The sequence below is a fragment of the Sulfitobacter sp. genome (assembly GCF_041552635.1).
Taxonomy (GTDB): Bacteria; Pseudomonadota; Alphaproteobacteria; order Rhodobacterales; family Rhodobacteraceae; genus Sulfitobacter.
In genome coordinates this window covers 1-20,100 of sequence record NZ_JBFEKM010000070.1, presented here as the reverse complement: position 1 = coordinate 20,100, position 20,100 = coordinate 1, and the positions used below count along the sequence as shown (strand labels likewise).

Genomic DNA, 20,100 nt, shown 5'->3' with positions numbered 1-20,100 from the left:
GATATGTCGTCCTTTGGCAAAATACGCGTCGAGGGGCGGGATGCGATGGCCTTCATGAACCACATCGGCGGCGGTCAGTACGATGTGCCGGTGGGTAAAATCATCTATACCCAATTCCTGAATGACCGCGCGGGGATCGAGGCGGATGTAACCGTCACGCGCCTCTCGGAAACCGCCTATCTGGTGGTGACCCCCGCCGCGACCCGTCTGGCGGACCAGACATGGATGCGCCGCCACATGGGTGATTCCAACGTGGTGATCACCGATGTCACCGCAGGCGAGGCTGTGCTGGCTGTGATGGGGCCGAATGCCCGCAAGTTGATGCAGGCGGTCAGCTCGAATGATTTCTCGAACGCGGTGAACCCCTTTGGCACTGCCCAAGAGATCGAGCTAGGCATGGGGCTCGTCCGCGTGCACCGTGTCACCTATGTGGGCGAACTGGGTTGGGAAATTTACGTGAGCACCGACATGGCCGCCCACGCTTTCGAGACGCTGATGGCGGCGGGGCAGGATCTCGACCTGAAACTTTGCGGTATGCACATGATGGACAGTGCGCGGATCGAAAAAGGGTTCCGCCATTTCGGCCATGACATCACCAGCGAGGATCACGTTTTGGAAGCGGGGCTTGGCTTTGCCGTCAAAATCAACAAGCCAGCATTCATCGGGCGAGATGCCGTTTTGCGAAAGAAGGACGCAGGACTGATGACGCGCTTGGTTCAGTTCAAGCTGACCGACCCCGAGCCGCTGCTATACCATAACGAACCGATCCTGCGTGACGGACAGATTGTCGGTCACCTTTCATCGGGGGCATACGGGCATCACCTGGGCGCGGCGATTGGCATGGGCTACGTGCCCTGCAAGGGGGAAACGCCCGCACAGATGTTGGCGTCGCAGTACGATATCGACATCGCCGGAACGCGTGTCAGGGCCGAAGTGTCCCTGAAGCCAATGTATGACCCGTCGGCGGAACGTGTGAAAGTTTGATGCTGGCAGTCCGACGGTCCCGCGCGTAAGCAGGGCGCAAGGAGACCCATATGCGCAACCCAGACACCCTATCCGCCGGCCAGCAGACAAAATCCGAAGACACGCCACAGGGGCTGGGTTTTGCGATCGGGGCTTATGTTTTATGGGGGTTTCTGCCGCTGTATATGAAAGCGATGGCGCATATCCCTGCGGCGGAAATCGTCGTGCACCGGATCATCTGGTCCGTGCCCGTGGGCGCGTTGGTTCTGATTGCGTTGGGCCGCACCGCTACCCTTCGGGAGGCTATCCGCTCGCCGCGCATGCTTGGTATGGGGGCCGTCACGGCAGGGCTGATTTCGATCAACTGGGGCATCTATATTTGGGCGGTCAATTCGGGTCACGCGCTGGATGCGTCGTTGGGATATTACATCAATCCGCTGTTCAGCATCTTGTTGGCGTCGGTATTGTTGGGCGAACGTCTGTCAAAACTTCAAATGGCTGCAATTGCATTAGCCGGGGTTGCCGTTGCGATTTTGACGATTGAATCAGGGAAATTCCCTTGGGTCGCACTTAGCCTGACGGTGACCTTTGGCTTGTACGCTTTGGCCAAGAAACGTCTGCCGATTGGCCCGAACCAAGGGTTCTTGCTTGAGGTGTTGATTCTGTTGATCCCGGCCTTGATCTATCTGGGGTACCTTAGCGCCACGGGACAAACGCATTTCTTTCAGGGCACGCCGTTTGACACATGGATGCTGTTTGGTTGCGGGCTGGTCACGGCGGTGCCGTTGATCCTCTACGCAAACGGGGCAAAGCGTTTGCGTTTGTCGACCATCGGCATCCTGCAATATATCGCGCCAACGATGATCTTTCTATGTGCCGTCCTGGTGTTCGATGAACCCTTTGGCACCGCGCGGATGATCGCCTTTCCGATGATCTGGGCCGCGCTGGTGATTTATTCGATCTCGTTGTTCCGGCAGATGCGGCATAAGTAAGGGTCCGTCACAGCCCCCTAGCGCCCTAGGAAAGCGCGTCCTTGAAGGCGAGGAAACTGGGGTCTTTCATGACCCGTGCATTCATGGCATCGCGCAGCGCACCGATGGATTTATGCGGCCGCATGGCGACCTCGAACTTGGCGATCAGACCGTCGTCGCCCAATGTTATCAGATCAACGCCCACCGCATCCAGGTCGCCAATCTTGCACTCGAATTCCAACGCCCAGTCAATGCCATCGCCCATAATGCGGCGGTATTTGAAGTCGCTGAACACTTGCCCCACATGGCCTAACACAGCGGCAACGGGTGCGCGGCCTGTCCACGTCTTGTAGTAGGTCGGCGGCATGAAGGTGACGTTCTCGGCCAGCAAGGGCGCGATCTTGTCGGCCTCGCCTTTGGCGACGACGTCGATCATTCTGGTAATTGTCGGGTGCATCATGCGTCCTTTGCGTCAGGTGGGTTGAAAAACCACCCTACATCTGAGACGGACAGGTATGGAAACAGAATATACCCCGCCGCAAGATCCTTTGGTGGTTTTGCACGAAGACGCCGAAGTGTTGTTGGTCGATAAACCCGCAGGTTTGCTGTCGGTCCCCGGCAAGGGGCCGCATCTGGCGGATTGCCTGATCGCACGGGTGCAGGCGGTGTTTCCGGATGCTTTGTTGGTGCATCGCTTGGACCGTGACACATCCGGCGTGATGATCTTTGCGCTGACGCCCTATGCGCAGCGCCATCTGGGGTTGCAGTTCGAAAAACGCATGACCCGCAAAACCTATGTTGCGCGGGTCTGGGGTGTGCCGACCGAACAGACCGGCACCATTGATTTGCCGCTGATCGTGGATTGGCCGAACCGGCCGCTTCAGATGGTGTGCCACGAAACCGGAAAATCCGCGCAAACGGACTGGCGGCTGCTGAAAGACGAAGGCACGACCGCGCGTGTGCGGCTGTCCCCCAAGACAGGCCGAAGCCATCAGTTGCGGGTGCATATGCTAAGTTTGGGCCACCCGATTTTGGGCGATCCGTTTTATGCGTCAGGGCCTGCCTTGGATTTCCCACGCATGATGCTGCATTCCGAGGAACTGCGGTTCAACCACCCGCAGGGCGGTCATTCGACCAAGGTAAGGTCCAAAGCACCGTTTTGACGGGTCAGGGCTGCCCTATCTTGATCCAACGGCTGGGCAGGATATCGGGGTTGCTAAGCTTGGGATTGCTGAACCAGTTCGCAGGCCCGGCTACCCGCTTGTTCGGGTTTGCGTTCAGCCATGCACCCCACCAACTGAACGATGAATTCGCAATGACGTTGTGCTGACACAGCGACATCAGCCGCATGTCCTCATAGTCGCTGTCGGGTCCGTTGAAATCGACGACCACCTTTTCAAAGGACATTGGCAGGTTGTCTTTGGCCCACTGCGGATCATCCGAGAAAACATAAACCGTCGGTGATGTCAGACCCTGTGTCACGGCAGCCAAGGCCGCATCGTAATATGTCTGATCGCAAATGCCATGCGCGCCAACGGTCAGGTAATCGCCCCTCCGCACATGCAAGGATACGGACGGCCCCGCTGCAATACGTTGGGCCATATCTGCATTTTGTGCCGACATGGGATGGCGCGGCACAAAAGCCGCACGAATATCATCAGCGATATGTGCAAAATAGCGTTCACACTGCCAATAACCATGCAGATAGGTGTTGTCGGGCAGGGTGTCGAACGCGGCGTTATAGCCCAATCCGTTTTCACGATAAATCTTGGGGGACCGGCGAAGCCCACGCCAAGCGTAATAGGCCAATGGGCGTTCATGCTGCGCAGGGGGCATGTTTTCCGGCGTCGCCCAATCCAGATCGAAAACGCGGGTTAGGACCCCGTCGCCCTTGTGAACCGCGCGCCGGGGATCGACCGTGAAATCCACCCCAAGACGTGCTGCCAAGCCACGACCGGCCGCATATTGAAACATTTGATTTCCCAACCGGGCAAGCAGGCGCGTGTAGATCATCGACGTCTTTCAATGTGAGATAGGGTGCGAATATCGCAGCAGGCTGCGAAATGTGAAATCAACGGTCAATCAAGGTCAGGACCGAAAAGGAAAAAGGCCGCCCGATCAAGGCGGCCTTTTGTTGGTGCGTTTGTTATTCGGCGGCCCAACCGGACACGGCCTTGATCTCGGTAAAGTCCTCGATCCCGTAAAGACCACCCTCGCGGCCATTGCCGGACTGTTTCATGCCGCCAAAGGGCGACCCTGCAGCACGGCCTTGGCCGTTCATCTCGACCATGCCTGAGCGCAGCTGACGTGCCAGACGGTTGCGACGCGCGCCATCTTGGCTTTGGACATAGTTGGTCAGGCCATAAACCGTGTCATTGGCGATCTGGACGGCTTGTTCTTCGGTGTCGAACTTCATGATCGACAAAACCGGTCCAAAGATTTCCTCGCGGGCGATGGTCATGTCGGGGGTCACGTCGGCAAAGACGGTCGGTTTGACAAAGAAACCACGGTTCAAGCCATCTGGACGGCCTGTGCCGCCGGCAACCAAACGCGCACCTTCGTCGATGCCCTTTTGGATCAGGTCCTGAATCTTGTTGAACTGGCTTTCGTTGACGACGGGGCCGATGTGGCGGCCTTCTTGGGATGCGGGGCCAACGGTAACTTGCGCTGCGACTTTGCCTGCTTCTTCGACGGCTTTGTCATAGACATCGGACTGAACCAGCATCCGGCTGGGCGCGTTGCACGACTGGCCGGTGTTGTTCATCATGTGCAAAACGCCGCGTTTGACAGCCTTGTCATCCGCATCGTTGAAAATGATGTTTGCGCCTTTGCCACCCAATTCCAGATGCACTTTCTTGAGCGTATCTGCAGCAGCTTTCGAGATCAGCGTGCCCGCGCGGGTTGAGCCGGTAAAGCTGATCATGTCGACATCTTTGTGGCAGGACAGCTGGGTGCCGACGCCGACGCCGTCACCGTTCACAAGGTTGAACACACCCTTTGGAAAGCCGGCCTCGTCCATCATCTCGGCAAAGATCATCGCATCCAGCGGGCTTTCCTCGGATGGTTTGAGGACCATGGTGCAGCCCGCAACGACGGCGGCACCGACCTTGAGCGTGACTTGGTTCATTGGCCAGTTCCAAGGGGTGATCAGCGCGGCAACGCCAACCGCTTCGCGGATGATGCGGTCATTCGGAGCATGATCGCCAAGAGGTTGTTCGAATTTGAACTCTTTCGCGGCCTTGATGAAGTTGCTCAGGTGCCATGTGCCAGCGCCAACCTGCGATGTACGGGCCAGTTCCAGCGGGGCACCCATCTCGGTGCTCATGGCTGTGGCCATTTCTTCCGCGCGAGCTTGATAAATCTCAAGCAGCTTTTCCAGCAGGGCGATACGGTCGGCGGGTGGGGTGGCCATCCAACCGGGCAGCGCGGCCTTGGCGGCTGCAACTGCTGCGTCCGTATCTGCCTGATCGCCAATGGAAATAACCGCACAGGGTTCTTCGGTCGACGGATCGATGACGTTGTAATCGTTCGGCTTTGCGGGGGATACCCATTCGCCATTGATATAGAATTCGCGCTTCTCCAGCATGGAAAACTCCTTTTGTCATGCAGTGGCGAGGGTTGCCCCTGACCAGTTGTGCGTACCATGTCACCACGTCGTCGTACCTGCAAGAGAGGGGGTGAAACGGGCAGCGCAAACACTTACATAAGAAGGGAGATCCAAAATGAAACTGCACATAGGAGTATTTTAAATGTCTTTGCGTATCAACGATACCATCCCCGATATGACCGTCGAAACGGATCAGGGGACGATCAACTTACATGACTGGGTTGGCGACAGTTGGGCGATCTTGTTCTCGCATCCCAAAGATTTCACGCCGGTGTGTACCACTGAATTCGGGGCCGTGGCACAGTTAGCTGATGAATGGGCCAAGCGTGGCACTAAAGTGATGGGTATTTCCGTGGACAGTGCAGAAGAGCACAAGAAATGGAAGACGGACATCGAAGGTTTTGCCAAAGCCAAGGCCGGTTTCCCGATCATCGCTGACGAAGATTTAAAGGTCGCCAAAGCCTTTGATATGCTGCCCGCCGAGGCGTATCTGCCCGATGGCCGTACGCCCAATGACAGCGCAACCGTGCGTGCTGTTTTCATCGTTGGGCCAGACAAAAAGCTGAAGCTGTCGATGACCTACCCGATGTCGGTCGGCCGCAACTTTGCTGAAGTACTGCGGGCGCTGGACGGGTTGCAGATGTCATCGGGCAAGGGTGTTGCAACGCCAGCAAATTGGAATGTGGGCGATGACGTGATCATTCCGACATCGGTTTCCGATGCGGATGCCAAGGCCAAGTTTGGCGAATTTACCACAGTACTGCCCTACCTGCGCACGACCAAAGCGCCAGCCTAAGCCTTTTGCGGGCGCATCCTGACACGGGTGCGATACCACGCGCGGTTCAATTCCCGCATCAGCTTGCCGCTGGTGCGGGTTTTTTGCTGGATGGTGGACCCGCCGATTTGTCCGGCGATTTCGGCGTTGCCGTTGGGCAGCAAGGCATGGACCGGTTGACTGGTGACCCAGTGCATTTGTAGCCATGTATCGATGGGCCGGTCGATCTTCGTTGATCCCGCCAACAGGCGTTCAGCGGCGTTTCGACCCACGACCTGACAGCAACATTGCAGGCCGATCCGTTTGGGCAGGATCAGGCGCATATCGCCGTCTTGCGCGATAACACGGGCGGGGACCTCGCGCATTTTGGGTGGCAGGCGCAGATACATATCTGGCGTCATATGATCGTCGATTAGTGCCAAAGCCCGCGCCATATCGGGCGGGGACACGGCCAAATCATCTTCGACGATCATGGCATAGTCCCACCCTTGATCCACGATCATCTGCCAACATTTACGGTGGCTTTGAAACACACCAATTTCGGCAGGCTTAAGGGCAAAGGGGTAAGACGGGCTGTGCAGATCGCCGTTGAATGTCTCTACATCGGCGATCTGTGCAGGGTTGCGCCCATCCACGGCATCAACCAGTTGCGCATCGGGCAAATCCAGTAGCAGCCGGTCGGCGTTGGGACGCCGTACCGTGCTGCTTGCCATGTGGATGATCAAGGATTTCATGACGCGTGATAGCGCGTTTTAACCGGCGTTCAAAGACCTCAGGGCGTTGTTGCGTTGAAAGTGAACAGCTTTTCACCCGCAATCGTATAGCCATCAATAAGGGTCTTGGCGCGGTCACTGACCAACCACTCCTCAAGCTTTTGGGCAGCATCGGTATTCACATGAGGGTGCTTTTCAACGTTCACGGGCAGGTAGGCATATTGGTTGAACAACACCGGATCGCCTGCAAACAGGATTGCCAGATCGGATTTGTTGGCAAAATTCAACCAGCTGGCACGGTCAGACATGATATACGCGCCAAGACCCGCGGCTGTATTCAGGCTGGCCCCCATGCCCGCACCGACGGCCTTGTACCAATCACCAAAACCGGCAGGGTCCAGATCTGCAGCGGCCCAAAGAGAAAGCTCTTTCTTGTGGGTGCCGCTGTCGTCGCCGCGGCTGACAAACAGTGCCTGAGATGTCTCGATCTGGGCCAGCGCCTCTTTGGCTGTCTCGGCTGTATTGATTGTGGCGGGGTCATTTTGGGGACCAACCAGCACAAAATCATTATACATGATCTCGCGGCGGTGGGTGCCGTAACCACCCGCCACGAATGCCTCTTCGGCCTTTTTCGAATGGACCAGAATCGCGTCAACATCGCCCGCTTCACCCAAGCGCAACGCCTGACCGGTGCCGACGATCAGCAATTGCACATCCAGATCCAGATCCGCTTTGATCGCCGGAAGCAACACTTCCGACAGACCCGAGTTGTTGAACGATGTGGTCACGGCCATTTTCATCGTGTCGGCATTGGCCAACGTGGCGCTAAGGCCGACAAAAAGCGCAGCAAATAGGTTCTTCATTCCAAGATGTCTCCGTTGAGGAAAGATTTTAATTCAGAGGTCTGCGGCGCGTCGAATACAACGGGTGCGGGTGCGGCCTCGTGAATGCTACCCTTAAACAGAAATAGAATATCCGTGGCAAGGCGCCGGGCTTGCCCTAAATCATGTGTTGCCATCACAAGGCGGGTTCCCGCGCGGTGAGCGGCCAAAAGCAACGCTTCGATCTCCTTGACTGACCGCCCGTCCAGATTGGAACAGGGCTCGTCCAGAAACAAAACTTCGGGGGTGCGGATCAGGGCACGGGCAAGGGCCAGCTTTTGTTTTTCACCACCCGACAGACCGGCGGCGGGGCGGTCCAATGCATCGGTCAGCCCGATCCGGCCAGCCCAAGACGTCACGGCGGCGTCCACCTCGCCTTTGGGCACCCTGAGGGTTTCAAGCGGATAGGCAAGGTTCGCCCGAACAGACCTCCGCAGCATGACAGGGTGTTGGAATACGTAGGCCTGTTTGGTGCGCGACACATCACCGGGCGCGGACCATTCGACCATCCCTTCAGACAACCGCTCAAGCCCGTGCAAGGCCTTGAGCAGGGTCGTTTTGCCAGCCCCGTTTGGCCCCAGCACAATCGTGAATCCCGTGGGTCCCAAGGTCAGACTGACCGGTCCCAGCAGGGTCTTGCCGCGTTTCCGGATGCAGACGTTGCGCATCTGGACGGGCAGTACCGAGGTTACCATCTGCCCTCTCTTTCTGTGCGCGATAGGGCGTGGATGATCAGATTTACCCCAAGTGCCAAGGCGATCAACACAAAGCCAAGGCCAAGGGCCAGCGCAAAGTCCCCCTTGCCGGTTTCCAACGCGATGGCCGTCGTCAGAACGCGGGTGGCGTGGTCGATATTGCCCCCCACGATCATGATTGCGCCGACTTCTCCGATGGCGCGGCCGAACCCGGCCAAGGCTGCGGTTAACAAGGCGCGGCGCCCGTCAAGGATCAGGGTCAGAATGCGTTGACGCGGCGTGGTGTTCAGTGAAATCAGCAGGTCATGGTATTCCGCCCAAAGATCCCGCATGGCTTGATGGGTAATGGAGGCGATCAAGGGTGTGATAATAATCACCTGTGCGATGATCATGGCAGATGGCGTAAACAGCAGCCCGAAAACGCCAAAAGGTCCGGACCGTGACAACAGTAGATAGACAATCAGCCCGACAACAACAGGCGGCAAGCCCATCATCGCGTTCAGCACGGCAATCGCTGTGCGACGAAACCGGAAACGCCGGATCGCCAGCCATGTGCCAAAAGGCAGGGCGATGGCGGATGCAATCACCAGCGCTGTCAGGCTAACCTGAAGCGACCGCAATGTGATCTCGATCAGGTCGGGGTCACCGGTGACAACCAGCCAGAATGCAGAAGAAAGGCCTGCCCAGATGTCATTCATCGGGCAGGCCGCGTTGGTAAGAAGTCATAGGTGCCAGTCTTTAGTCGCCCAAACGGACATTGCTGTCAGAGGTCATATCAGCTGACGAGAAACCGGCATTGTTCAGGGCAAAATTCGCCCCGACGGCAATCACGGCCATGGCCAGAACGGCCCCAAGAAAAGCTTTCATTTGGCACCTCGTTGATGTGTTGGCACAGGCATAGCATGGATCATATCGGGCACCATCCTATTCTGCAGGCTGTGACGATGGGGTGGCTTTGCTTTGATCTGCGACGACCTCGTCGGCCCAGATGCTGTGATGTTCGCGAGCCCATTCTAGGTCGACATCGCCTGAACCCATCGCCTCGAACGCGCCTTCCATCCCCAAGGTACCGATGTAGATATGCGCAATAATCACAGCCATCAGCACAAAGCTGACAATGGCATGCCAAAGCTGCGCGTATTGCATTTCTTCCTGCGGGGTCAGGGTGGCGTCGATCGGGCCAAAGCCCAGCAATTGCGGCAAGCCCATATCGTTCAGCTTGGCAAAGGTTGGTCCGAACATTGTGATCTCGAACGGGAACAACAGCGACAGACCAGAGACCGAGATCGACGTGCCCAAGATGATGACCGACCAGAAGATCAGCTTTTGACCCGCGTTGAATTTCTTGGCGGGCGGGTGCCCCTTGCCAAATATACCGCCACCTTTGAGAATCCAGTTGATGTCGGTCCGGTCGGGCAGGTTGTGGGCCACCCACATCACAAAGATCATGACCAGTGCCAACATGAACGCCCACGAGACGTTGTTGTGAATCCATTTTCCGGCAATCGCAAAGGTCGAAAATGCTTCATGACCAAAGGTAGGGATCAACAGCTTGCGGCCTGCAAGTTGGATCAGGCCAGTCAGCCCGAGCAGAATAAACGATCCGGCAAGCAGCCAGTGGCCGAAGCGCTCAACCCACTTGAACCGTTCGATTGTGATGCCCGCACGGCCATGTTCGATCTTGATACGTCCGCGGATAAGGAAGAATATCGCCAATAATAGAAGGGTGCCGCCCAGCAACGCGCCACCATAGGTCAGCAGGGGGCCTTGGCGAAAGCTAAGCCACCACATGCCGCCTTCTTGCATCAGAACCTTGGCTGCGGGGCCACTATTGCTTGCCTTCACCGCGGTGCCTGCATCGGCACGGATTTCGCGCCACAGCGTCGGGTCGGACGCCCCGCCAAGGGTGCCAAGCTGGTCGGATGTCGGGGCACCGGTGCCGGTTTCAGGCAATGGGACTTCGGCACCGAAAGGCACATCCTCGCCGCGCTGACGGGCAAGAATGTCTTCAAGGGTCTGGTTGCCCGGTTCAGTAACGACCGGACTACCCGAGACGTCTTGTGCTGCAGTGATGCCAGCAAAAGATGCGATGAAAAAAAGGGGCAGCAGGATGCGCAAAAACGCCATCGTGACCTCCAACAGGTAAAGTTAAAATGGCCCGCCAGCATATGCCAGCGGGCCAGTGAAGACATGTTATCTAAAAAAGGGCGTTAGCCACCTTTTTGATCGTATGCCGTACCCCAGCCCCATGCGCCGGACCCGAAACCACGGGCGACAACGCGCTCGCGGTAGATGCCGGATACCACGTCGCCGTCACCGGCAAGCAAGGCCTTGGTCGAACACATTTCGGCGCAGATTGGCAGCTTGCCTTCGGCGATCCGGTTGCGGCCGTATTTCTGGAACTCGGCTTCGGAATGGTTTTCCTCTGGGCCACCGGCGCAGAAGGTACATTTGTCCATCTTGCCGCGCGATCCAAAGTTGCCGGCCTGTGGGTACTGTGGCGCGCCGAACGGGCAGGCATAGAAACAGTAGCCGCAGCCGATGCACAGATCCTTGGAGTGCAAAACCACACCGTCGTCGGTCTGGTAGAAGCAATCTACCGGACAAACGGCCATACAAGGCGCGTCTGAACAGTGCATACAAGCGACCGAGATCGACCGCTCACCCGGGGTGCCGTCTTGGATTGTCACAACCTTGCGGCGGTTGATGCCCCAAGGCACTTCGTGTTCGTTTTTACAGGCCGTGACGCATGCGTTGCATTCGATGCAGCGTTCGGCGTCGCAGAGAAACTTTGCTCTTGCCATCTTGTCGGTCTCCTTACGCTGTCCAGATTTTGCAGAGGGTCGATTTCGTCTCTTGCATCTGAGTTACTGAATCATAGCCATATGTTTGTGCAGTGTTGGTGGATTCACCAAGCACATAGGGGTCTGCGCCATCTGGATATCTATCCCGCAGGTCGACCCCTTCCATATGACCACCAAAGTGGAACGGCATGAAGGCCACGCCGCTTTCGACCCGTTCTGTCACCATGGCCATCACTTTGACCTTGCCGCCTTCCGGACCTTCGACCCAGACTTGCGTCCCGTCACGCACACCAAGGTTGTTGGCGTCGCGCGGGTTGATTTCAACGAACATGTCCTGCTGAAGCTCGGCCAACCATGGGTTTGACCGGGTTTCATCGCCGCCACCTTCGTATTCGACCAAACGACCAGAGGTCAGGATGATCGGATAGTCCTCGGAAAAGTCTTTTTCCTGAATGGACTTGTACATGGTGGGCAAGCGCCAGAATTTTTTGTCTTCATAGGTAGGATAGTCTGCCACCAGATCGCGACGGTTGGTATAAAGCGGTTCGCGGTGGATTGGCACTGGGTCAGGGAAGGTCCAGACCACGGCACGCGCCTTGGCGTTACCGAAGGGAGCACAGCCATGCTTGATCGCGACGCGCTGGATACCGCCCGATAGGTCGGTCTTCCAGTTCACGCCACCAGTTTTGGCAGAGTAATCGGACGGCGTTTCACCAGTCTGCGATGTTTCACCAACTTCTTCTTCGGGCTTTTCATCAGACGCAGGGCGGCCTTCGGGATAGCCCGCGACATAGTTGATCACGTTCATCTCGTCATCGGTCAGGTCGCTGTCCCAGCCAAGTTCGCGCAGCATCTGCATTGTGAATTCGGGATAACCGTCCTGAATTTCAGATCCGACGCTGTAGACGCCTTCAGCCAGCAGGTTGTCACCGTCGCGTTCCACACCAAAGCGGGCGCGGAAAGTCAGGCCGCCTTCGGCAACCGGCATCGACATGTCATACAGGTTCGCCGTGCCGGGGTGGTTCATCTCGGGGGTGCCCCAAGCTGGCCATGGCATGCCGTAGAAATCGCCATCGGCTGGTCCGCCATTCGCGCGCAACGTTGTGCGGTCGAATGTGTGCTGGTTCGCCATGTGCATTTTCATACGCTCCGGGCTTTGACCGGTATAGCCGATGGTCCACATGCCGCGGTTGAATTCGCGGGTAATGTCTTCGACCACGGGCTCGTCACCTTCGATCGCGATGTTCTTGAACAGCCGGTCAGAGAAACCGAACTTGTCTGCGAACAGCTTGATGATCGTGTGATCCTCTTTGGACTCGAACAGCGGCTCGACCACTTTGTCACGCCATTGCAGCGACCGGTTGGAGGCGGTTACGGACCCGCGTGTCTCGAACTGTGTACAGGCGGGCAGGAGGTACAGACCATCCTGACGGTCCTGCATAACAGCAGACACGGTGGGGTAGGGATCAACCACGACCATCAGGTCGAGTTTCTCCATCGCTGTGACCATTTCCTTTTGACGGGTCTGAGAGTTGGGCGCGTGGCCCCACAGAACCATCGCACGGGTGTTGTCGGGCTGGTCGATGTTTTCCTTGTCTTCCAGCACGCCGTCGATCCAGCGGCTGACAGGAATACCCGTCAGGTTCATCATGGATGTATCGTCAAAGGACGCATCCGAGAAACGACCCTTGAGCCAGTCCAGATCTTCTTCCCAAACACGTGCCCAGTGGGCCCATGCGCCAGCGCTGAGGCCATAGTAACCCGGCAGCGTATCCGCCAGAACGCCAAGGTCGGTCGCGCCCTGCACGTTGTCGTGGCCGCGGAAGATGTTGGTGCCGCCGCCAGCGGTGCCCATGTTGCCAAGGGCAAGCTGCAAGATGCAATAGGCGCGGGTGTTGTTGTTGCCGTTGCTGTGCTGCGTGCCACCCATGCACCAGATCACGGTGCCGGGACGGTTGTTAGCCATCGTGCGAGCAACGCGCTCAAGCTGCTTTGCAGGTGCACCTGTTACGCGCTCGACCTCTTCGGGATTCCACTTTGCGACTTCGTCTTTGATCTGGTCCATGCCCCAAACGCGGGTACGGATGAACTCCTTGTCCTCCCAGCCATTCTCGAAGATGTGCCAAAGGATGCCCCAAACCAGCGCAACATCCGAACCGGGCCGGAAGCGTACATATTCGTCAGCATGTGCCGCAGTGCGTGTGAAACGCGGGTCGCAGACGATCAGGGGCGCATTGTTTTCCTCTTTCGCCTTCAGCAGGTGCAAAAGGGAAACGGGGTGCGCTTCGGCAGGGTTGCCACCGATGACAAAGATCGCCTTGCTGTTGTGAATATCGTTGTAGCTGTTTGTCATGGCACCGTAGCCCCATGTGTTCGCAACACCGGCAACAGTGGTCGAGTGGCAAATCCGCGCCTGGTGATCGACGTTGTTGGTACCCCAATAGGCAGCGAACTTGCGGAACAGATAGGCCTGTTCGTTGTTGTGCTTGGCAGAACCCAGCCAATAGACCGAATCCGGTCCGCTTTCTTCGCGGATCGTGTTCATCTTGTCGCCGATCTCGTTGATCGCCTGTTCCCAGCTGATGCGAACCCACTGACCGCCTTCTTTTTTCATCGGGTATTTCAGGCGGCGTTCACCGTGGGCGTGTTCGCGCACAGCGGCCCCTTTGGCGCAATGGGCACCAAGGTTGAACGGACTGTCCCATGCGGGTTCCTGCCCGGTCCAGACACCGTTTGATACTTCGGCAATGACCGTACAGCCGACCGAACAGTGGGTGCAAACGGATTTGACCGTTTCGACCGCGCCATTCACGGCCGAGGCAGCAGAGGCCTGTGTGACGGATCCGGCGGTCGCGGCGATTGCAGCCAGACCCCCAATTGCCAGACCTGATCCGCGCAGGAATGCACGACGGTCGACGGATTTTTCGGCGATATCAGACAGCATGCCGGCCCGTTGGGGCCGTCGTGCCAATCCGTTTGTCTTTTTCCGAAGCATAGTATCCTCCCTTGGATGCCCGCGTGACCGATGAACCGATGTTCAGGCCGGGGCTGATTGTTCCCACCATCGCGTTTATGCGGCGGCGGTGGTTAAAGCTTAAAAGCGGGTGCTGTCCAGATAGGCGCGGGTGTGCGCGGTATCTTGCATCGTGTCAGATTGCAGATCGACAGGCTGTGCCTGCGCTGCCGTACCGCTTGCGGTGACGGCCACGACGGCAGCCGGTGCTGCGGTGCCTGCCAGCTTAAGGAAATTGCGGCGGCTGGTGCCTTTAGTGTCCTGGGTCATGGGTTTTTAGCCCCTTTCCTTGGTTGCGCGGGCGAACCCGCTGTGGTGTCGCGGGGCTAGCCCGCCGTCATACGAAATGCTTCTTTTTCGATGTCCATAAAGACGTGGCCAACGTCGGCCACCCCTGCATAGAGCACTGAATTTTTCGCCCCTTTGAGATCGGCAAAGAAGTGCCCCGCCCAAGGTGCGATATGTTTGTTAAAAAACGATCTTTGCGCTGCATCTGACGCAGGAGCGCCGAAACGCCCGACGATCATGCCGCCCATCATTTCCATCAAGGATGCGATGTTGTCCTCTGGTTCAAATACGTTTTCCGCACGGCTGATACGCTGCGCCGACATGTCGGTGCGCAAGGCGGCCAGTGGTTTTTCGTTCAGAAAGCCAGTCAGGTAATAGCTGGCGTAGGGCAGCAATTCACCCCGACCAAGGCCAATGAACAGCGCATTGAATTCGGTCTGGACCTTCTTGGGTGTCATCGCCTTGGCGACACGGGCGAGCCCGTTAATGGCCTTACCCAGATCGCTGTCATCGCCCGACAGCTCAGCGGTTTGGTCCAGCAACATCTGGTCGGCCGGACGTGCCAGCATTACGCCAAGATAGTTGTACAAATCGGCCCGAAGACGGTCTTCGGCTGATACTTGTGGGGCTTGCGCAGTGGCGGTCATGTGCTGTGTTCCTCAAAGCGGAAGGCCATGCGGCGTGGCATCAGAACCGGCGCAACATCTGCATCCGAATCCGCCGCGTCGTCGGCATCAGTTTGCGATGCGGGGTCGCACGGGGCTTCGGCCAAGGCAAGCGCTTGTGGTTCCTCGACTAAAACGGGGTCTTCATCCTGTTCAGGCTCTTGCTTGGTCTGGGCCAACGCCTTTTTCGCGACGTCTTCGATGTGGCGGCGCAGACCTTTGCCAACCTCATAGCTGGTCGTGAAATCGGTCACAGCCGAGGCTTGGGTATAGTCATCGGCATAATCCACCAGATCATCAAGACATGCTAGAACCGGATTGGACACCCACAGCTTGCGCAAGGCGCGGCGGCGCAGGTGTTCGGGGATCGCACGAGACATGAAGGCGGTAAAATCATCGCCTGCTTTCAACGTGTCAGGGTCGGGCAGGTCAAATTCGATCAGCAGTTCGGCATCGGTTTTCTCTGCCAGAACGGCCTGTTCTTCGGCCTCGATCTGCGCTTGCGCGGCGCGCAGCTCAGTTTCTTCTTCGGCGCGCACCGCAGCGCGACGGCGGTCCCAGAAAGAGGTGTGACGCGTCATTGGCCCTGCTCCGATCCGGCGCGGCGCGGCGCACGATACACATCGGTCGTCTGGGCAATCCGCGAATCTCCGATGCCGTCTTGCTTGTGCTCACGGTGTTTGTCGCGGCGACGCTTGATAAACGCCTCTTCTTCGTGGTGTTCGTCGACATAGGATGCGATCCACGCATGGACCTGTGGGGTCATCATGACCTTTTCCACGATGTCTTCGCCATTGTCGCTGTAATCCTGCGCCTCGTAGGGGGACGCGGTGACCATAACGACCTCAAGCGGTTTGGTCGTGTCATTGGTTTCACGGCAAATCACATAAACACAAGCAACATTGGCCGCCAGCCCGTGGACATACGCCTCGGTGTCCGAACGGTAAATCGTCAGGGGTACGGTGGTGACATGGTAATCAGACACGTCGCCGTCAGTGCGCAACAGCTTCCAATCAGCCGGGGCGGCACCGGGCAGGATACAAACGGCACGCCACGCAAATTTTGCCCATTTCGTAACCCCGGGGGATTTCCGAAGCACCACACCTACGGGCATGGATTGCGCTGATTTGGGCAGTGCGTTCACGTATATTCCTGTGTTATTTTCGGGTTGCTTGCTTGCATACTGCCGTATTCCGGCGTCACTTCAAAGTGGATTTTTGCGCGCGTGACAAAGCTGTGAGGTATTCTGCGGTGCAGCATGAGCCGTGCTGCATCTGAAACCGCAGCATTATATGATGAAATTAGCGTTGCGGTTGTTTTTGCTTGGAAATTTATTTTCTTTAGGGCTTCAGGATTCTCTGGTGTGCATTGATGAATTTGGGGTTTGCGGCTGCCGTTGAACATCTTTAGCTTACCCTTAAATACTGGCGGGCCCTTTGCTGGGAATGTTCCTGTCAGGGGGGAGACTATGGAAAAAACACTTTTGCTTTGTGACTGCCTGGGCAGTCAGGCCGTTGACGCGGATGGGCTGTCAAAAGCGACCGGGTTGAGCTGTTCCAAGGTGCATCGCAGTCTGTGTACCGATCAGATTAACATCGCCGCCGAGGCGATCAAAGCCGGTGATGTGACCATCGCATGCCAGCAAGAAAGCCGCCGATTCGAGGGTCTGGCAGAAGAGCTTGGGGCGGATACACCCGGTTTCGTCGATATTCGCGACCGCGCTGGCTGGCACGGCGGCACGGCCGATGCGACCCCGAAAATGGCGGCTTTGGTGGCAGAGGCGCATCTGCCTGCACCCGCGCCGCGCGTTCTTGATGTCGTCTCCGAAGGAACCTGTCTGGTGTTTGGCCCAGCGGACCTCGCGCTTGAGGTGGCAGGCAAGCTGGCTGATACGCTGGCAGTGACGGTTCTGTTGGCCGGTGGGTCCGAGGTGGCAATTGACCCAAGGTTCGATGTGGTGCGCGGCAAGATCCGAAAGGCTGCAGGGGCGCTTGGCAACTTCAATCTGACGCTCGACGCGCTTGAGGTGATGATCCCTGGTGGGCGCGGTACGCCCGAGTTTACGGCCCCACGAGACGGCGCATTGTCGCAATGCGATATTATTCTGGACTTAAGCGGCGACACTTCCCTGTTTCCCGCCCCGCACAAGCGCGACGGCTATCTGCGCGCCGATCCGGGCAGCCAGCCCGCCGTTGCCGAAGCGCTGCAAGAGGCGGTGCAGATGGTCGGCACCTTTGAAAAGCCGCTTTATGTGCGCCTGACAGAAAGCCTTTGCGCGCATTCGCGGGCCGAACAAGCGGCCTGTTCCAACTGTCTTGACCTGTGCCCGACGGGGGCGATCACGTCGGCGGGGGAACATGTCGCGATTGATCCGCTTATTTGCGCAGGCTGCGGCAGCTGTTCCGCCGTGTGCCCGTCGGGTGCGATCACCTATGATGCGCCGCCGGTCGACACGCTGTTTCGCAGGCTGTCCACCCTTGCCAGCACATACCGCAAGGCAGGCGGCGTGGCCCCGCGTTTGCTGGTCCATGATCAGGACCACGGTACCGAAATGATCAGCCTTTTCGCGCGCTATGGCGCGGGCCTGCCTGTCGACGTGATCCCCTTGGCCGTCGATGCACTGGCGGGGTTCGGCCATGCGGAAATGCTGGCAGCGCTTGGTTGTGGTTTCACTGCTGTTGATGTCTTGCTGTCGCCCAAAACGGAAAGCGATGTGATCGAGGCGCAAGCCGACATCGCCCGCGCGATCAGCGGCAGTGACGCGATCCGTTTGCTGGATCTGTCAGACCCCGATGCGCTGGAAGGCGCGTTGATGCCGGGCACGCTTCAGCCCGCGCACGAGACATTTTTACCCTTAGGAACGCGTCGCCAGATTGCGCGCCTTGCTGGAAAGACGTTGCAGCCTGATGCGCAACTGATCGACCTGCCCGCCGCCGCACCCTATGGCGCGGTGCTGGTGGATACGGATGCCTGCACGCTGTGCTTGTCATGTGTGTCGCTGTGCCCGTCGGGCGCTTTGGGGGATAATCCCGACCTGCCGCAACTGCGCTTTCAGGAAGACGCTTGCCTGCAATGCGGCCTGTGCGCCAATATCTGCCCCGAACAGGCGATCACGCTGAAGCCGCAGATGAACCTGATGGATGCGGCCTTTACCCAAGTAGTCCTCCACGAGGAAGAACCGTTCGCCTGCATTGAATGTGGCAATCTGTTCGGGGTGAAATCCACCGTCGAAAAGATCACCGAAAAGCTGGCTGGTAAACATGCGATGTTTGCGTCGTCCGAAGCAGCGAAGATGATCCAGATGTGTGATAACTGCCGTGTAAATGCGCAGTATCACGCGCAAAACAACCCCCTTGCCGGCAAGGAACGCCCTCGCGTGCGGACCTCGGAAGACTATTTCAGCAAGCGTAAAGATCACTAGGCGCTTTGCAAAACCCCCAAATATCAGGAGAACATCATGAGCGATGATTTCAACATGTCGATGCGCAAATTTCTCAAGCAGGTCGGTGTCACCTCGCAACAGGCCATCGAAAAAGCGATGCGTGAGGGCGGCGATACGGCTGGCCAGACCTTTCAGGCCAAGATGGTGCTGACCATCGACGGGCTGGATGTCGAACATATCGTGACCGGCGAAATCCAAGGGCAGTCAGAAGCGTGAGCGTGACCCGCGATGCCGTTCTGGCCTGCCTCAAGACCCTGAAAGACCCGGTTTCCGGCAAGGACATTGTCGAATTGGGCCTTGTCAAAGCGCTGACCGTTGACGAAGGCGCAGTGCGTTTCGTGCTGGAGGTCAATCCGGCGCACGCCGACGCCTATTCCAAGCTGCGCGACGAAGCAGATGCTGCGGTCAAGGCGCTCGACGGGGTCAAATCGGTGTCCGCTGTGTTGACCGCGCACTCCAAGCAAGCCGCCCCGCCTGATCTGAAAATGGGCCGTAAAGCCGAACCTGCGGGCCCCGAAAAAATCCCCGGTGTGGCCCGTATCTTGGCCATTGCGTCGGGCAAGGGCGGCGTGGGGAAATCCACTGTCGCGGCCAATCTGGCCTGTGCGCTGGCCGCTGAAGGTCGGCGTGTGGGGATGCTGGATGCCGACGTCTACGGCCCCTCGCAGCCGCGGATGTTGGGTGTGTCAGGGCGGCCCGCGTCGCCTGACGGCAAGACGATCCTGCCGATGCGCAACTTTGGCGTGACGATGATGTCGATCGGGCTGATGACCAATGATGATCAGGCGGTTGTCTGGCGTGGGCCGATGCTGATGGGCGCGTTGCAGCAAATGATGATGCAGGTGCAGTGGGGCGCGCTGGATGTGCTGATCGTTGATCTGCCCCCCGGCACCGGTGACGTCCAGATGACGCTGGCGCAAAAGGCCCATGTCGATGGCGCGATCATTGTGTCCACCCCCCAAGACGTCGCCTTGATGGACGCCCGTAAGGGGATCGACATGTTCAACCAGTTGAAAACCCCCATCATCGGCATGATCGAAAACATGAGCACGCATATCTGTTCTAACTGTGGTCACGAGGAACATGTCTTCGGTCACGGTGGCGTCGCTGCAGAGGCGGCAAAGCTGGGCGTGCCCTTGCTAGCCGAAATTCCGCTGCATCTGGACATTCGCGTGGCAGCTGATGGCGGCGCGCCCATCGTGGTGTCCAAGCCCGACAGCCCACAGGCCGAAGCATTCCGGACTGTCGCCAAAGCGCTGATCGCAGGCGGCCACGCGTGACCG

The 20,100-nt window shown here is 57.9% G+C and carries 23 protein-coding genes; 7 read left to right on the top strand and 16 right to left on the bottom strand.

Features of this window, described 5'->3' with window-relative positions; genetic code table 11:
* Together ABYT07_RS10180 and rarD are read left to right on the top strand one after the other, a co-directional pair.
* Positions 1 to 984 (top strand): aminomethyltransferase family protein (locus ABYT07_RS10180; protein WP_372991343.1); only part of this gene is annotated, 984 nt, incomplete at its 5' end.
* A 50-nt stretch (positions 985 to 1,034) separates the two neighbouring features.
* Positions 1,035 to 1,955 carry an EamA family transporter RarD gene (gene rarD, locus ABYT07_RS10175; RefSeq protein WP_372991342.1) on the top strand — a complete coding sequence of 307 codons (921 nt, stop codon included), beginning with the start codon at positions 1,035 to 1,037 and terminating at the stop codon, positions 1,953 to 1,955.
* A 25-nt stretch (positions 1,956 to 1,980) separates the two neighbouring features.
* Here the strand turns inward: rarD and ABYT07_RS10170 are convergent, their stop codons facing one another.
* Entirely contained in the window at positions 1,981 to 2,391 is a 411-nt protein-coding gene (locus ABYT07_RS10170) for a nuclear transport factor 2 family protein (protein ID WP_372991345.1), read from the bottom strand.
* Positions 2,392 to 2,449: 58 nt separating this feature from the next.
* Here ABYT07_RS10170 and ABYT07_RS10165 point away from each other — a divergent pair, with 58 nt between their 5' ends.
* Entirely contained in the window at positions 2,450 to 3,097 is a 648-nt protein-coding gene (locus ABYT07_RS10165) for a pseudouridine synthase (protein ID WP_372991341.1), read from the top strand.
* Positions 3,098 to 3,101: 4 nt separating this feature from the next.
* On the opposite strand, the gene ABYT07_RS10160 is transcribed toward ABYT07_RS10165, so the two are convergent.
* Complete coding sequence (locus tag ABYT07_RS10160; RefSeq protein WP_372991340.1) at positions 3,102 to 3,908, bottom strand: alpha-1,2-fucosyltransferase; 807 nt, start codon at positions 3,906 to 3,908, stop codon at positions 3,102 to 3,104.
* A 172-nt stretch (positions 3,909 to 4,080) separates the two neighbouring features.
* The gene (locus ABYT07_RS10155; protein ID WP_372991339.1) at positions 4,081 to 5,520 is read right to left on the bottom strand and encodes an aldehyde dehydrogenase family protein; all 1,440 of its coding nucleotides are present in this window, start codon (positions 5,518 to 5,520) and stop codon (positions 4,081 to 4,083) included.
* Positions 5,521 to 5,683: 163 nt separating this feature from the next.
* On the opposite strand from ABYT07_RS10155, the gene ABYT07_RS10150 reads away from it, so the two are divergent.
* Entirely contained in the window at positions 5,684 to 6,337 is a 654-nt protein-coding gene (locus tag ABYT07_RS10150) for a peroxiredoxin (protein WP_372991338.1), read from the top strand.
* On the opposite strand, the gene ABYT07_RS10145 is transcribed toward ABYT07_RS10150, so the two are convergent.
* From ABYT07_RS10145 to ABYT07_RS10085, 13 genes are all read right to left on the bottom strand, one after another.
* Positions 6,334 to 7,050, bottom strand: coding sequence for a glycosyltransferase family 25 protein (locus tag ABYT07_RS10145; protein WP_372991337.1), 717 nt, complete (start codon positions 7,048 to 7,050; stop codon positions 6,334 to 6,336). The genes ABYT07_RS10150 and ABYT07_RS10145 overlap by 4 nt on opposite strands.
* Positions 7,051 to 7,088: 38 nt before the next feature.
* On the bottom strand, positions 7,089 to 7,892 hold the full coding sequence (locus ABYT07_RS10140; RefSeq protein WP_372991336.1) for a substrate-binding domain-containing protein: 804 nt from the start codon (positions 7,890 to 7,892) through the stop codon (positions 7,089 to 7,091).
* Positions 7,889 to 8,605 carry an ATP-binding cassette domain-containing protein gene (locus ABYT07_RS10135; RefSeq protein ID WP_372991334.1) on the bottom strand — a complete coding sequence of 239 codons (717 nt, stop codon included), beginning with the start codon at positions 8,603 to 8,605 and terminating at the stop codon, positions 7,889 to 7,891. Before ABYT07_RS10135 ends, ABYT07_RS10140 begins: the two co-directional genes overlap by 4 nt.
* On the bottom strand, positions 8,599 to 9,303 hold the full coding sequence (locus ABYT07_RS10130) for an ABC transporter permease (RefSeq protein ID WP_372991333.1): 705 nt from the start codon (positions 9,301 to 9,303) through the stop codon (positions 8,599 to 8,601). Before ABYT07_RS10130 ends, ABYT07_RS10135 begins: the two co-directional genes overlap by 7 nt.
* A gap of 40 nt (positions 9,304 to 9,343) precedes the next feature.
* Positions 9,344 to 9,472, bottom strand: coding sequence for a hypothetical protein (locus tag ABYT07_RS10125; protein ID WP_372991332.1), 129 nt, complete (start codon positions 9,470 to 9,472; stop codon positions 9,344 to 9,346).
* 57 nt (positions 9,473 to 9,529) lie between these two features.
* The gene (locus ABYT07_RS10120) at positions 9,530 to 10,732 is read right to left on the bottom strand and encodes a formate dehydrogenase subunit gamma (RefSeq protein WP_372991331.1); all 1,203 of its coding nucleotides are present in this window, start codon (positions 10,730 to 10,732) and stop codon (positions 9,530 to 9,532) included.
* A gap of 83 nt (positions 10,733 to 10,815) precedes the next feature.
* Entirely contained in the window at positions 10,816 to 11,409 is a 594-nt protein-coding gene (gene fdh3B, locus ABYT07_RS10115) for a formate dehydrogenase FDH3 subunit beta (protein ID WP_372991329.1), read from the bottom strand.
* 13 nt (positions 11,410 to 11,422) lie between these two features.
* On the bottom strand, positions 11,423 to 14,404 hold the full coding sequence (locus tag ABYT07_RS10110; protein WP_372991327.1) for a formate dehydrogenase subunit alpha: 2,982 nt from the start codon (positions 14,402 to 14,404) through the stop codon (positions 11,423 to 11,425).
* 99 nt (positions 14,405 to 14,503) lie between these two features.
* A complete protein-coding gene (locus tag ABYT07_RS10105; protein WP_372991325.1) occupies positions 14,504 to 14,692 on the bottom strand; it encodes a twin-arginine translocation signal domain-containing protein in 189 nt (62 codons plus the stop codon).
* A 56-nt stretch (positions 14,693 to 14,748) separates the two neighbouring features.
* Entirely contained in the window at positions 14,749 to 15,357 is a 609-nt protein-coding gene (locus tag ABYT07_RS10100; protein WP_372991324.1) for a molecular chaperone, read from the bottom strand.
* Positions 15,354 to 15,956: a DUF3306 domain-containing protein gene (locus tag ABYT07_RS10095; RefSeq protein ID WP_372991322.1), complete on the bottom strand. Its 603-nt coding sequence runs from the start codon at positions 15,954 to 15,956 to the stop codon at positions 15,354 to 15,356. Before ABYT07_RS10095 ends, ABYT07_RS10100 begins: the two co-directional genes overlap by 4 nt.
* On the bottom strand, positions 15,953 to 16,489 hold the full coding sequence (locus tag ABYT07_RS10090) for a DUF3305 domain-containing protein (RefSeq protein ID WP_372991344.1): 537 nt from the start codon (positions 16,487 to 16,489) through the stop codon (positions 15,953 to 15,955). The genes ABYT07_RS10095 and ABYT07_RS10090 overlap by 4 nt, the downstream gene beginning before the upstream one ends.
* Positions 16,490 to 16,515: 26 nt before the next feature.
* Positions 16,516 to 16,779 (bottom strand): hypothetical protein, encoded by a 264-nt coding sequence (locus ABYT07_RS10085; protein WP_372991321.1) that lies wholly within the window; start codon positions 16,777 to 16,779, stop codon positions 16,516 to 16,518.
* Between the two features lie 64 nt (positions 16,780 to 16,843).
* Between ABYT07_RS10085 and ABYT07_RS10080 the strand changes: the two genes are divergently transcribed.
* The 3 genes from ABYT07_RS10080 to ABYT07_RS10070 are packed head-to-tail and all read left to right on the top strand — an operon-like array spanning position 16,844 to position 20,097.
* Positions 16,844 to 18,796: a 4Fe-4S binding protein gene (locus ABYT07_RS10080; RefSeq protein ID WP_372991319.1), complete on the top strand. Its 1,953-nt coding sequence runs from the start codon at positions 16,844 to 16,846 to the stop codon at positions 18,794 to 18,796.
* A 36-nt stretch (positions 18,797 to 18,832) separates the two neighbouring features.
* Positions 18,833 to 19,033: a DUF6494 family protein gene (locus ABYT07_RS10075; protein WP_372991317.1), complete on the top strand. Its 201-nt coding sequence runs from the start codon at positions 18,833 to 18,835 to the stop codon at positions 19,031 to 19,033.
* Positions 19,030 to 20,097 carry an Mrp/NBP35 family ATP-binding protein gene (locus tag ABYT07_RS10070; RefSeq protein ID WP_372991315.1) on the top strand — a complete coding sequence of 356 codons (1,068 nt, stop codon included), beginning with the start codon at positions 19,030 to 19,032 and terminating at the stop codon, positions 20,095 to 20,097. Before ABYT07_RS10075 ends, ABYT07_RS10070 begins: the two co-directional genes overlap by 4 nt.
* Positions 20,098 to 20,100: the final 3 nt, after the last annotated feature.